Source organism: Desulfovibrio intestinivivus, assembly GCF_053570665.1.
The window spans coordinates 1270459-1283436 of the sequence record NZ_JBRBQT010000001.1 but is presented as its reverse complement, the minus strand read 5'-3'; the positions used below and the strand labels follow the sequence as shown (position 1 = coordinate 1283436).

General features: G+C 60.9%; 10 protein-coding genes. All 10 read left to right on the top strand.

Features of this window, described 5'->3' with window-relative positions:
• The first annotated feature begins 47 nt into the window (after positions 1 to 47).
• Positions 48 to 1361 (top strand): transcription termination factor NusA, encoded by a 1314-nt coding sequence (gene nusA / locus ACUZ9P_RS05445; RefSeq protein WP_449248951.1) that lies wholly within the window; start codon positions 48 to 50, stop codon positions 1359 to 1361.
• On the top strand, positions 1348 to 1611 hold the full coding sequence (locus ACUZ9P_RS05440; protein ID WP_022659908.1) for a YlxR family protein: 264 nt from the start codon (positions 1348 to 1350) through the stop codon (positions 1609 to 1611). The genes nusA and ACUZ9P_RS05440 overlap by 14 nt, the downstream gene beginning before the upstream one ends.
• Positions 1601 to 4600, top strand: a complete 3000-nt coding sequence (gene infB / locus ACUZ9P_RS05435) for a translation initiation factor IF-2 (RefSeq protein WP_449248950.1) — start codon at positions 1601 to 1603, stop codon at positions 4598 to 4600. Before ACUZ9P_RS05440 ends, infB begins: the two co-directional genes overlap by 11 nt.
• Positions 4601 to 4811: 211 nt before the next feature.
• Positions 4812 to 5102: a DUF503 domain-containing protein gene (locus ACUZ9P_RS05430; protein WP_027181023.1), complete on the top strand. Its 291-nt coding sequence runs from the start codon at positions 4812 to 4814 to the stop codon at positions 5100 to 5102.
• Positions 5089 to 6117: a DHH family phosphoesterase gene (locus ACUZ9P_RS05425; protein WP_449248949.1), complete on the top strand. Its 1029-nt coding sequence runs from the start codon at positions 5089 to 5091 to the stop codon at positions 6115 to 6117. The genes ACUZ9P_RS05430 and ACUZ9P_RS05425 overlap by 14 nt, the downstream gene beginning before the upstream one ends.
• A 102-nt stretch (positions 6118 to 6219) precedes the next feature.
• On the top strand, positions 6220 to 7233 hold the full coding sequence (truB, locus tag ACUZ9P_RS05420) for a tRNA pseudouridine(55) synthase TruB (protein WP_449248948.1): 1014 nt from the start codon (positions 6220 to 6222) through the stop codon (positions 7231 to 7233).
• Between the two features lie 24 nt (positions 7234 to 7257).
• Positions 7258 to 7527, top strand: coding sequence for a 30S ribosomal protein S15 (gene rpsO / locus ACUZ9P_RS05415; RefSeq protein ID WP_022659913.1), 270 nt, complete (start codon positions 7258 to 7260; stop codon positions 7525 to 7527).
• 170 nt (positions 7528 to 7697) lie between these two features.
• Positions 7698 to 9938 (top strand): polyribonucleotide nucleotidyltransferase, encoded by a 2241-nt coding sequence (pnp, locus tag ACUZ9P_RS05410; RefSeq protein ID WP_449248947.1) that lies wholly within the window; start codon positions 7698 to 7700, stop codon positions 9936 to 9938.
• A 67-nt stretch (positions 9939 to 10005) separates the two neighbouring features.
• Positions 10006 to 10989 carry a hypothetical protein gene (locus tag ACUZ9P_RS05405; RefSeq protein ID WP_449248946.1) on the top strand — a complete coding sequence of 328 codons (984 nt, stop codon included), beginning with the start codon at positions 10006 to 10008 and terminating at the stop codon, positions 10987 to 10989.
• A 367-nt stretch (positions 10990 to 11356) separates the two neighbouring features.
• Positions 11357 to 12925 (top strand): sigma-54-dependent Fis family transcriptional regulator, encoded by a 1569-nt coding sequence (locus ACUZ9P_RS05400; RefSeq protein WP_298998346.1) that lies wholly within the window; start codon positions 11357 to 11359, stop codon positions 12923 to 12925.
• Positions 12926 to 12978 lie beyond the last annotated feature (53 nt).

The window sequence follows — 12978 nt, the reverse complement described above, 5'->3', positions numbered from 1 at the left end:
AGGAACCAGAGATATTTTCGCCGCAGCGCCAGCAGCCGGAGGCACCCATGAATCTTGAACTTAAAAAGGCCATTGACCAGATCAGCAAGGACAAAGGCCTTGACCGTAACATGCTCATCGACACGCTTGAAGACGCGGTGCGCACTTCGGTGCTGCGCCGCTTCAGCGAAGATATGGACGTGGAAGTGACCTACAATGACGAAACAGGCGACATTGAGGTCTACCAGTTCAAAATCGTCATGGAAGACGACGACTTTGCCAATTCTGACACGCAGATCGAATACTCCGAAGCGATCAAGCATGATCCCTCCGTGCAGGTTGATGATGAAATGGGTTTCCGCGTCAAGGTTGAAGACCTTGGCCGCATTGCCGCCCAGTCTGCCAAGCAGGTTATCATCCAGCGCATGCGTGATGCGGAGCAGGAAATCATCTACACCGAATACAAGGACCGCGTGGGCGAAATTGTATCCGGCATCGTGCAGCGCCGCGACAAGGGCGGCTGGGTTGTGAACCTGGGCCGTACCGAAGCCATTCTGCCCCGCGAGGAACAGATTCCGCGTGAGCATTACAAGCGCGGCGACCGCGTACAGGCTCTTATCATTGAAGTGCGTCAGGAAGGGCGCGGCCCGCAGGTTGTTGTTTCGCGTTCGCACCGCGACTACATGGCCGCCCTGTTCCGCCGCGAGGTGCCCGAAGTTGACGATGGCGTGGTGCAGATCATGGGCGTTGCCCGTGATCCTGGCTCCCGTGCCAAGGTTGCCGTGCTTTCGCGTGAGCGCGATGTGGATCCTGTGGGCGCGTGCGTTGGCGTGCGCGGTTCGCGCATCCAGAACATCGTGCAGGAACTGCACGGCGAGCGCATCGACATTGTTGTCTGGAGCGCAGACATCGCCACCTATGCCCGCAACGCCCTGGCCCCGGCCCTGGTTTCGCGCATCGTGGTGGACGAAGAAGAAAATCTTCTGGAAGTCATCGTGCCTGACGATCAGCTCACCAACGCCATCGGGCGCAAGGGGCAGAACGTCAAGCTTGCCGCGCGCCTGCTGGGTTGGAAGGTCGATATCTTTACCGAAACCCGCTACAACGAGGCCAATGCCATCGGGCACGGCCTTGAACAGGTTGCCAGCGTGGCGGAAGTTTCCATTGAAGCGCTTCTGGCCGCGGGTTACAGCTCGCTGGACAACCTGCGCGAGGCTACGGACCAGGAACTGGCTGACAAGCTCACTATCAGCGCGGCCCGCATTGCCGACCTGCGCTCGGCCATCAACTTCCTGGCCCCGATTGTGGAGAGCACTCCCGAATCCTCGGCAGTGGAGCTGAAAATGCCCGCAGCCACGGAAAGCGGAGATGCAAAAGAATAACGCTGCGCCCGTTGAAGTCGGGGAGCAGGCCTGTGACGGGCCGGAGCGCATGTGCGTCATCTGCCGCCGCCGCTTTCCCAAGGCCGATCTCGACCGCCACGTACTGGCGGAGCAGGGAATTTTGACTTTAGACGCAGAAAAAACCAGACCGGGCAGAGGCTGGTATGTATGTTCCGATCCTGTCTGCGCGGCAAAGTTCGCGAAATTCAGACCCGGAACACGGCGCAAGGGGGGAAAACATGTCCGATGATAAAATAAAAATTAAGGATCTCGGCGGGGATATCTCGCAGGATCCCAAGGATATACTGCGTGTCGCGCGTGAGCTCGGCCTGTCGGTAAAATCCGCTACTGGTTCCGTCACCTCAGAGGAGGCCACTCGCTTGCGCGACTACTTTGCCGAACAGAAACAGGTTGATGCGGAGCGTGCCGGTTCGCAGCGCGACGTCATCGTGCGCCGCCGCCGCAAGGACTCCCCGCAGGAAGCCGAAACCACAGCGCAGGAAGCCCCCGTTGCCGCACCGGTTGAAACCGAAGCGCCCAAGGAAGCTGCCCCAGTGCTAGAAGCCGTGGCTGAAGCGGCCCCTGCTGCTCCTGCTGCCGCTGCCGAACCTGCTGCGCCCAAGGCTTCCAAGCCCGCGCAGGAGCCGGCCCCCGCTGCCGAACACAAGGCCCGCATCGTCAAGCCTGCCAAGGTTATCTCGCCCGCGCGCGTCATCAGCCGCCCCAGCGACCAGAAAGAACCCGAAGTTGTGGAAGCTCCGGCTCCCGCCGCTGCGGAGTCTGCCCCAGCGCCTGAAGCAGCGCCTGCCGCCCCTGTGGTGGAAGCCGTTGCTGCAAAGGCTCCGGCTGAAAAGCTCCACGCCGACAAGACTGAAGCGCAGGACAAGGCCGCCAAGGCCCGAGTGGCGCGCCCCGATGCCTCGGCCATGCCCGAAGGCTCGTCTGCGCCTACTCTGCCCCAGCGTTCTGCCGAAGCCCGCGCCAGTGAAGACGGCGAGGAAGGTGCCGCGCCCCGTCGCGCGCCCCGTGCGGAAGCCCCGGCAACGCCGCAGGTTCGCATTATTTCCCGTCCTGTTCCCGGCGCTACGCCCACGCAGGATGCCCGCCCCGCCCGCACTGGCGACAGCCGCCCCGGCGGCTATCCGCCCAGAGACGGCGCTGGCAGGCCTCCCCGTCCCGGCGGTCCCCGTCCTGGCGGCCCCGGTGGCCCCGGCGGCGCGCCGCGCTCTGCTGGCGGCCCCCGTCCCGGTGGTCCCGCAGGCGGCTTTGGGCAGCAGGCTGCGCCTGCCTCCCCTTCCGACACCCGCGATGGACAGAGCAAGAAAAAGCGCCTCAAGGGTCGCCGCACTGTTGATTTTCAGCAGGGTGATTTTGGTCGCCGCAGCGATGACGACGACAATGGTCGCCTGAACAGAGGCAAGGGCCGCCGCAAGTCGGGCCGTTCTTCTGTGGTGCCGCAGTCCACCCAGCCGCTCAAGGCCGCCAAGCGCAAGATCCGTATTACCGAAGCCATCCGCGTTGCCGACATGGCCCACCAGATGGGCCTCAAGGCCAACGAGATCATCAAGGTACTCTTTGGTCTTGGCATCATGGCGACCATCAACCAGACGCTGGATATCGACACCGCCACCCTGGTGGCCGCAGAATTCGGCTACGAAGTTGAAAAAGTCGGCTTTTCTGAAGACGATTATCTGGTTCCCAAGGAAGTGGACGCGCCTGAAACTCTCAAGCCGCGCCCGCCCGTTGTTACCATTATGGGTCACGTTGACCACGGTAAAACCTCGTTGCTCGACGCCATACGCAAGTCCAACGTCACCAGCGGCGAAGCCGGCGGCATCACGCAGCACATCGGCGCATACCATGTGAAGACCAAGCGCGGCGAAATCGTGTTCCTCGACACGCCCGGCCACGAAGCCTTCACCGCCATGCGCGCCCGTGGCGCTCAGGTCACCGACCTTGTTATCCTTGTGGTCGCCGCCGATGACGGCGTCATGGAGCAGACCCGCGAAGCCATCAACCACTCCCGCGCCGCCAATGTTCCCATTATGGTGGCCGTGAACAAGATGGACAAGCCCGGCGCCGACCCTGACCGCGTGTTGCGGGAACTGGCCGAGCTTGGTTTGCAGGCCGAAGAATGGGGCGGCGACACCATCGTTGCCAAGGTTTCGGCCAAGAGCCGCATGGGTCTGGACGAACTGCTCGAAATGGTGGCCCTCCAGTCTGAAATCATGGAGCTCAAGGCCAACCCCGACAAGCCCGCTCGCGGTCATATTGTGGAAGCCAAGCTCGACAAGGGCCGTGGCCCTATCGCCACCGTGCTCATTCAGGAAGGCACCCTGCGCCAGGGCGACAGCTTTGTGTGCGGCACCTTCTCGGGCCGTGTGCGCGCTCTCATGAGCGATCAGGGCAAGAAGGTCAAGGACGCCAGCCCCTCGCTGCCTGTGGAAGTACAGGGCTTTGAAGGCGTGCCGGAAGCCGGTGAGGAATTCTTTGTGGTGGCCGACGAAAAGGTCGCCCGCCGCATTGCCGATTCCCGCGCGATCAAGCAGCGTGAACGTGATCTGGCCTCCGAATCGCGTGTCACCCTTGAAACATTCCTGTCGCAGCGCAAGTCCGATCAGGAAACCCTGACCCTCAACCTTGTGGTCAAGGCGGACGTGCAGGGCAGTCTGGAAGCCATCACCGAAGCTCTGAACAAACAGAGCACGGAAAAGGTGCGCATCAACGTGGTGCACGGCGGCACAGGCGCAATCACGGAATCCGACATTCTGCTGGCTTCTGCCTCGCAGGCTATCATTATCGGCTTCAACGTGCGTCCCACTTCCAAGATCAAGGATGTGGCCGATCACGAAAACGTGGATATCCGCTTCTACGAGATCATTTACAAGCTCGTGGACGATATCAAGAGCGCCATGGCTGGCATGCTCGCCCCTGTGCAGCGTGAAGTGTACCTCGGCCAGGCCGAAGTGCGCGACACCTTCAGCGTGCCCAAGGTCGGCCTTATCGCTGGTTCCTACGTGGCTGACGGCAAGATCGCCCGTAATGCTGGTGTGCGTCTGCTGCGCGATGGCGTGGTGGTCTACACGGGCAAGATCTCTTCCCTCAAGCGCTTCAAGGACGACTCCAAGGAAGTGGTTAAGGGCAACGAGTGCGGCGTGGGTCTTGAAAACTTCAACGACGTGAAGATAGGCGACATCATCGAAGCCTTTGAAACCGTCGAAGAAGCCGCCACTCTTTAAAATCGATTAATTGGAAGGGAGGCCGCTTACTGGCCTCCCTTCTTTTTTTCGCATGCATGCCTTTGACAGCCAGCCTAACAGGTCATATCTGTATTTCTTGGCTGTGCCGGAAGGTGCCCTTGAGGCCAAAAGCACGCCGCCTACCCCTTGCCGCCACAAGGCGGCAAGCCTGCAAAAAGCCTTTCGCCCGGCAGGAATCCAGCCTATGGCCATGTTTATGGCGGTTCTTACCGTAGAATTCAGCCTGGAAGGCAACGACAATCTCAAGGCGAAGCGCCGCGTTGCCAACAGCCTGAAACAGAAGACCAGAAACAAATTTAATGTAGCCATAGCCGAAGCGGGAACAGAAGACAGTCTCTCCCGTCTGCGGCTTGCAGTGGTATCCATTTCCAACAGCGAGAGCCATCTGCGCAGCCGCATGGACAAATGCGCGCTCATGATGGAAGCGGTCTGCCCCGAGGAAATGACGGATAGCCAGGTGGAGATATATGCAGCGGACTGAACTCATTCCCCCGCAATTCCGCGAAGGTGCGGAACGCATGGCCGAAGCTTTTCGCCATGTGGATCAGGTTATTGTGGCCGCCCATGTGAACCCTGACGGCGATGCCGCAGGCGCGGTGGCGGCTGCGGGTCACATTCTGCGGTTCATGGGCAAGGAATTTATGCTCTACGCCCAGCCAGGCCTGCCGGGGTATCTGGACTTTTTTTCCACGCCGGGCTTTGTGCACACTACGCTGGGGCATCCGCCCTTCAAGCCTCGCTGCGCCGTGCTGCTTGATTGCGGCGAACCCGAGCGCCTTGGCCGCGAGCTGGCGGGCCGCCTGCCGGATCTGCAAACTCTGAATATTGACCACCACCTCGGCGGCAACGGCATGGGAAACGTGGCAAACTGGGTTGAACCCCAGGCAGCGGCGACTGCCCAGCTCATGGCCTATGTGGCTCTGGCCGCAGGCCTGCCCCTCACTGGCGAGCTTGCAAACGCCCTGGCCCTTGGCATCATTACCGACACTGGCGGCTTCTGCCACGGCAACACCAGCGCGGAGGTGCTCTACCTCACGGCCCATCTGGTTGAGCATGGCTGTAATATTGCCCAGTTGCGCGAACATCTTGAAAACAGCTGGAGCCGTGGCCGCCTGAACCTCTGGGGCCAGCTTTTGCAGCGGGCGCAGCTTGAGCGCAACGGCAGCGTCTGTTTTTGCCCCGTGTATCTTGAAGACCTGCGCAAATGCGGGGCGCTGAAGGAAGACCTCGAAGGCTTTGTGGAACAACTGCGCCGCCTCCGCGGCGTCCATGTGGCCGCAGTACTGCGGGAGGATTCCCCGGCCTGCTGCAAGTTCAGCCTGCGCTCCTACGGCGCGGTAGACGTGCGCGCCGCAGCGGCCAGACTTGGCGGCGGCGGGCACCGCAATGCTGCGGGCGGCACCGTGCGGGCGGATATGGATACGGCTAGCGCCCAGTTGCTGGCTGCCATAGCTGAAGAACTGGATGCCGAAGACCTGGGTTCGTCCGGCGAGTAACGGTTTTCTGCTTTTTTCTCGGTTTTGGCTCCCGCCAGGGGCCTTTGCCGCTGATATTTTTTTGACTTATGCCCGCTCTGCGGCTATGGTTGCAACTTGCGTATGAGTATGACCAAAGCGGCTGCTGCCGCACCCAGCACCCCAGACCGGCAGCCGGAAAAAAGCTCCGGGGCGGCCCAGTTGCCCCAGCAGCACGGCATTCTGGTGCTGCGCAAGCCCTCCGGCCCCACCTCGGCCCGCTGTCTCACGGCTATCAAACGCCTTGGGCAAAAAAAGATCGGGCATGCGGGCACTCTTGATCCTTTGGCATCAGGAGTTCTGCTTGTTTTGCTGGGGCAGGCCACCAAACTTTCAGGCCATCTGCTGGCTGGCGGCGGCAAGGTTTACAGCGGCACGTTGCGGCTGGGCCAGACCACCGACACCTGGGATATTGAAGGCAAGGTTGTGGCCGAAACGCCGTGGGAGCATGTGAGCGAAGCTGACGTGCGCCGCGAAGTTGCCGCCTGGCTTGAGCTTGCCGAGCAGGCCGTGCCGCCTTATTCAGCGGCCAAGCACGAAGGCCAGCCGCTCTATAAACTGGCGCGCAAGGGCGTAGAAGCCCCTGCCAAGGTCAAACGCATAAAAATTTCACAGGCGGAAACACTCGAAGTGAGTCTTCCGTTTGTGAGCTTTCGGGTCGCTTGCAGTTCTGGCACCTATATACGCTCCCTGGCCCACAGCTTGGGGACGCGCTTAGGGTGTGGAGCCGTGCTCACAGAACTGACCCGGGAGTATAGTCACCCCTTCGGCCTCGATGTGGCCCGCGATCCTGCGGACTTCTCGGCTGATCCCGCCCTGTTGCCGGGTTGCGTGCGTCCCATTGCGGAAGCACTGCCCCACTGGCACAAGGTGGAGCTCACGCCGGATGAAGCCGCTCGCGTGCGCAACGGCATAGCCGTGCCTTGCCGCCCGGAAGCAGCCGCGCAAGCGGATGCCCACGAGCAGGGCGCGACAGATGCCGAGCCTGCGGAGGGCTTTGCGCTGCTGCTTGAACAGGGCACTGCCCTGGCTCTGGCGCAGCTCGAAACCACGCCCGCTGGCCCATGTTGGACCGTGTTGCGGGGACTTTGGAACTAACCCCGACTATCAAGGAGTACTGCTGTGGTAATGGATGCCAGCGACAAGAAAACGGTTATTGATGCCCACGCCAAACACGAAGGCGACACCGGTTCCCCGGAAGTTCAGGTGGCTCTGCTCACCGCCCGTATTGAAGACCTCACCGGTCACTTCAAAGAACACAAGAAGGACTTCCACTCCCGCACCGGTCTGCTCAAGCTGGTTGGCCGTCGTCGCAACATTCTGAACTATCTGAAGAAGAAAGACGTTCAGCGTTACCGCGCTCTTATCGAAAAGCTCGGTCTGCGCAAGTAAGACTTCTGTCGCGCAAGGGGGAGCCAGCGCTCCCCCTTGTTGCCTGAATCAACCCCAGTGAGGGTACAAAACGCGAAGAAGGGGGGTCCGGGAAAATCAGGCAGAGGCCAATGGCCGATGATCTGCCCGCTTTTGCCGGAATCCCCTTCGCACTACGCAAAGGATTTTTTATGTATCAAGATATTTTTGAACCCATCAGGGTTACAGCCATGGTCGGCGGCAAGGAAGTTATCCTTGAAACAGGCCGTATGGCCAATCAGGCCCACGGTTCTGTGTGGATTCAGTGCGGCGGCACCGTGGTGCTCGTCACCGTGTGCTCGCAGACGCTTGAATTCGACAAGGGCTTCTTCCCTCTTACCGTCGAATACTCTGAAAAAATGTACGCCGCTGGCCGCATCCCCGGCAGCTTCTTCCGCCGCGAAATCGGCCGTCCTTCCGAGCGCGAAACCCTGGTTTCCCGCCTGATCGACCGCCCGCTGCGTCCGCTCTTCCCCAAGAAGGGCCTGAACGAAGACGTGCAGGTTCTTGCCAGCGTCATTTCTGCCGATCAGGTGAACGACTCCGACGTGCTGGCGCTTACGGGCGCTTCCGCCGCGGTCATGCTTTCGCCCCTGCCCTTTGACGGCCCGGTGGCCGGTGGCCGCATTGGCCGCATCAATGGTCAGTTTGTGCTGAACCCCACCTTTGAGCAGCAGGAACAGAGCGACCTCAACATCGTGTTTGCCGCCTCTGCCGATGCGCTCACCATGGTGGAAGGCGAAGCCCGCTTTGTGCCCGAAGAAGTCATTATCGACGCTCTTGAATGGGGCCGCCAGCAGATTCAGCCTCTGGTTGAAGCCCAGCTCAAGCTGCGCGAACTGGCCGGCAAGCCCAAGATGGCCTTTACCCCCCACGCCGATGACCCGGTTCTGGTTGCCCGCGTGAAGGAACTGGCCCTTGCCGCTGGCCTGGAAGAAGCCCTGCGCGTGCCTGAAAAGATGTCCCGCAAGGACGCCCGCAAGGCCGTGAAAGAAAAGGTCATGGAAAACCTCAAGAGCGATCCGGCCTGGGCCGAAAACGACGCCGCGCTCAAGAGCGTGGGCGACATGATCTCTGACCTGGAAAAGAAGTTGGTGCGCGCCCGCATTGTCAACGAAGGCACGCGCATTGACGGCCGCGACACCAAGACCGTGCGCCCCATCCAGATCCAGACAGGCCTGCTGCCCCGCGCCCACGGCTCCGCCCTGTTCCGCCGCGGCGAAACCAAGTCCATGGTTGTGACCACCCTTGGTTCCTCCACCGATGAACAGCGCATGGATTCGCTCATCGGCGACGTGACCAAGCGCTTTATGCTGCACTACAACTTCCCGCCCTTCTCTGTGGGCGAGGTCAAGCCCGTGCGCGTTTCGCGCCGCGAAATCGGCCACGGCGCTCTGGCTGAAAAGTCCCTGCGCCCCGTGCTGCCCGCTGACGCTGATTTTCCCTTTACCCTGCGCGTTGTGTCCGAAACTCTCGAATCCAACGGCTCTTCCTCCATGGCTGCCGTGTGCGGCGGTTCGCTTTCGCTCATGGATGCGGGCGTGCCCATCAGCGCCCCTGTGGCCGGTGTGGCCATGGGCCTCATCAAGGAAGGCGACAAGTTCATCGTGCTCACCGATATCCTTGGTGACGAAGACGCCCTCGGCGACATGGACTTCAAGATCGCTGGTACCGCTGAAGGCGTGACCGGCGTGCAGATGGACATCAAGATCACCGGCCTCACCACCGAAATCATGCGCGCCGCCATGAAGCAGGCCCACGAAGGTCGTCATCACATTCTGGAAGAAATGGCCAAGGCCATTGGCGAACCGCGCAAGGAACTTTCGCGCTTTGCTCCCCAGCATGCCGAAGTGTTCGTGAATCCGGACATCATCCGCCTCATCATTGGCCCCGGCGGCAAGAACATCAAGGCCATCACAGCTGCCACCGGCGCTTCTGTGGATATCGAAGACACTGGCCGCGTTTCCATCTTCGCCCCCACGGCTGAAGCCTTGGAAAAAGCCCGCGAAATGGTTTCGTACTATGACCAGCGCCCCGACCTCGGCAAGAACTATCTTGCCAAGGTGCGCAAAATCATGGAAATCGGCGCCATCGTGGAAGTGCTGCCCAATGTGGAAGCCCTTGTGCACGTGTCGCAGCTTGACGTTAACCGCGTGGAACAGCCCGGCGACGTTGCTCGCCTTGGCGAAGACATGATGGTCAAGGTCATTGAAATCAACGGCGACCGCATCCGCGCCAGCCGCAAGGCTGTGCTGCTTGAAGAGCAGGGCCACCCTTGGAATCCCGAAGAAACCGCTCGTCCTCCCCGTTCCGACAGGGGCGACCGCGGCGACAGAAATGGCCGCGGTGACCGTGGCGGGCGTGAGCGCCGCGACCGTGGCGACAGACGTTAAATTGTATTGTGCGCTGGCCGGATACCCTCCGGCCAGCGCCCTGACCGCGCGATGAAAGGAACATTTCATGGCCAAAAAAGCTGAAAACAAAATTCAGGCTGCCGAAACCGAAGCCGAAGAATGGGTTCGCGTTGACAGCAACGGCAATCCTCTTGCCGATCAGGCTCCTACCGCCGAAGAGCTGGAAGCCCAACTGGCTGCCGCCAACCGTGGGCATACAGAAACCCTGGGCGATGCCTGGGCTGTGCTGACGGGGCAAAACCCCGCCGCCATCATGGGCCAGATTGCCACCACCGTCATGCACGACGGCGGCACCCGCCCCTCCTGGCAGTGGAAACGTGACGGCAAGGATCACATCCTGCTGGCATGGCCGCAGGATCAGCCCGTCAGGGCTGCTGTGCTTGTGGCTGGCGAAGAAGGGGAAAAGCTTGCCCCTGTCACCGCCACCCCCCTGCTTGAAGGGCTGCCCAACGATCTCACGGTCGACAATGTGCACCCCTGGCAGACCGGCGTTGAGGCCAACGTGGCCGTGACCATGCTTGAGGGCAAAAACCCCATGTGGTTTTACGACCCGCTGTATGGACGCGACAAGGACGACCTCACCCCCGGCGTCATGCACACATTTTTGCTGGCTGGCCTCGCCCTTGGCCTGCGCAAGGCTCTGCTTGACGAAATCACCATCACTCAGGGCGTGCGTTACGAGGCCTATGCCGAGGCATGGCTTGCCGAAAATCCCGGCAAAACTCGCCTGGACGTGCCGCCTCTCAAGGTGAGCGTCAGCAATCGTCACCTCATCATGCCTGGCCGCAACTTCTGCGAATACCAGATGCGCGCCACCATTGAAGAAGTGAAAGACTGCCAGCTTGAAAAAATGCCCGTAAAGCTGCTCTACGTCAGCTTTCCCTTTGAAGACAGGCAGCCCATGCGTCTGGCTGTTTACGCCTCCAAGATGGTTCTGGGCGACTACGAACCGGAAGTGGGACACGAGGTCGATGCCTATGTATGGCTGCAAGGCCGCATCATTGACATTGACCAGGGACCGCAGCAATAATCTTCTGAAGGGCCGCGCCGCGGGCGCGGCCCTTCAACCCTCTGTGACGGAGCCGCCCTGCCGCCAGCTATGAAGCGGCCCGTTTCAGAACAATCAGCCCCTCTGGGGCCGCTACTGCCTGGGATTGCATCCTCCGCAAACCGACAACAGGTCAGACCAGATCCGCATCTTCCCCCCTCAGTCTGCATCAGCGGGCACCATGTGCCGCTATGCCTGATATGCCGTTCCATATTGCAGCAACTTACTTGAGATTGCTCAGGTTACTGCGTGAGCAGATGCCCGCCACCAAGGCGTAACACAGCTATGGATAATGTTCGGCAACTTCGGAAAACAGCGCCGTACTCACGCCGCATTGAGCAGGGGACATATGCAAGAAGCCCATTTCGCCGCGCCCTTCATGGGCACAGGGCAGTGCCTCGACACCCTTAACCGAGTGTTGGCCGCCCTATCGCCGGGCCATTCCTTTCGTGATTCTCTACAGGAGCTGCTGGCGGCTCTTGCAGAAGACATGCACTTCGACAGACCCCACATTGTGGTTCAGGATCCCGAAAGCGGCGAGCTCAAGCTCTCGCTTTCCTACGGCCCTGCGGACGCGCCCGAGGCCGCCTATGAGCCGGGCTCAGGCATCACTGGCCAGGTTTTTGCCGAAGGACGACCCATAATTGTTTCATGCATGCAGGGGCGGCCCGACTTTCAGAACCGCCTTTTTGGCCGCAGCCAGGAAGAAATGGCCCGGCTGGCATTCATAAGCGTGCCGGTGCGCGTTGAAAATGCCGACCAGACGGAAGTTATCGGCACCCTGAGCGCCGATACCCCCACCGCGCCGGAATCTGAACTGGATTTGCGCTGCCGCTTTCTCGAAACAGTAGCCACGCTTGTGGGTCGGCAGGTGGCCCGTTTGCAGGAAGAAATGGCGCGCCAGCATTTCTGCATGCTGCCCGATGAACCTCTGGTCAGCGGTATGCCAGCCTCGGTTATTGCCACCTCCAAGAGCTTGCGCCACGTGCTGCGCCGCCTCACGCAGGCCGGGGCCAGCCGCGCCACGGTGCTGTTGCGCGGGGAGTCGGGCGTGGGCAAAGAACTGATGGCTCAAGCCCTGCACGCCGCAAGCCCCCGGCGCACGCAGCCGCTGGTCATGCTCAACTGCGCCGCCCTGCCCTCAGAACTCATTGAAGGCGAGCTTTTTGGCTGGCGCAAGGGCGCATTCACAGGCGCGGTGCAAAACCGTGCCGGCCTTTTCCGTCAGGCGGACAAGGGCACGCTGTTTCTGGACGAAATCGGCGACCTTTCCACCACCGCCCAGGCAAAGGTGCTGCGCGCGCTTCAGGAAGGCGAAATACAGCCTCTTGGCGATGAACGCCGCTACAAGGTGGACGTGCGCCTTGTCTGCGCCACCAACCGCCCGCTGGAAGAGCTGGTGGAGCAGGGGCTGTTCCGCGAGGATCTGTACTACCGCATCAATGTCTTTCCCGTGTTCATTCCGCCGCTGCGCGAAAGGCCGGAGGACATTTTGCCCCTCACGGAGCATTTTCTGCGCATGTTCAGCAAGGAATATGATCGCCCGGTACGGCGCATTTCCACGCCCGCCATTGATCTTTTGCTGCAATATCACTGGCCCGGCAACGTGCGTGAGCTGAAAAACGTTATGGAACGCGCCGTGCTCATCTGCGAGGATGCCGTGCTGCGCGCCCATCACCTGCCCAGCACCCTGCAAAGCGCCGAGAGCAGCAGCACCGGCCCCACAGGCGGCGACCTTGGCTTTAACGAAACCATCGCCAGGGTGGAGCAGGAATTTATTGTGGACGCGCTCAAAAACGCCCGTGGCAACATCCATCAGGCCGCGCGCGACCTGGGCATCACCTACCGCATCATCTATTACAAGATGAAAAAATACGGCATAGACCACCGCCGTTTTGCACCTTCAAACCCTGCATAAAGCCGCAAAGAGATGCAGGACATACACACTTCACCCCCGGCCCGGCAGATTAA

What these genes read in the sequence shown, in the direction of transcription:
- nusA (WP_449248951.1), top strand. Translation starts at nt 48, where the DNA reads ATGAATCTTGAACTTAAAAAGGCCATTGACCAGATCAGCAAGGACAAA.
- ACUZ9P_RS05440 (WP_022659908.1), top strand. Translation starts at nt 1,348, where the DNA reads ATGCAAAAGAATAACGCTGCGCCCGTTGAAGTCGGGGAGCAGGCCTGT.
- infB (WP_449248950.1), top strand. Translation starts at nt 1,601, where the DNA reads ATGTCCGATGATAAAATAAAAATTAAGGATCTCGGCGGGGATATCTCG.
- ACUZ9P_RS05430 (WP_027181023.1), top strand. Translation starts at nt 4,812, where the DNA reads ATGTTTATGGCGGTTCTTACCGTAGAATTCAGCCTGGAAGGCAACGAC.
- ACUZ9P_RS05425 (WP_449248949.1), top strand. Translation starts at nt 5,089, where the DNA reads ATGCAGCGGACTGAACTCATTCCCCCGCAATTCCGCGAAGGTGCGGAA.
- truB (WP_449248948.1), top strand. Translation starts at nt 6,220, where the DNA reads ATGAGTATGACCAAAGCGGCTGCTGCCGCACCCAGCACCCCAGACCGG.
- pnp (WP_449248947.1), top strand. Translation starts at nt 7,698, where the DNA reads ATGTATCAAGATATTTTTGAACCCATCAGGGTTACAGCCATGGTCGGC.
- ACUZ9P_RS05405 (WP_449248946.1), top strand. Translation starts at nt 10,006, where the DNA reads ATGGCCAAAAAAGCTGAAAACAAAATTCAGGCTGCCGAAACCGAAGCC.
- ACUZ9P_RS05400 (WP_298998346.1), top strand. Translation starts at nt 11,357, where the DNA reads ATGCAAGAAGCCCATTTCGCCGCGCCCTTCATGGGCACAGGGCAGTGC.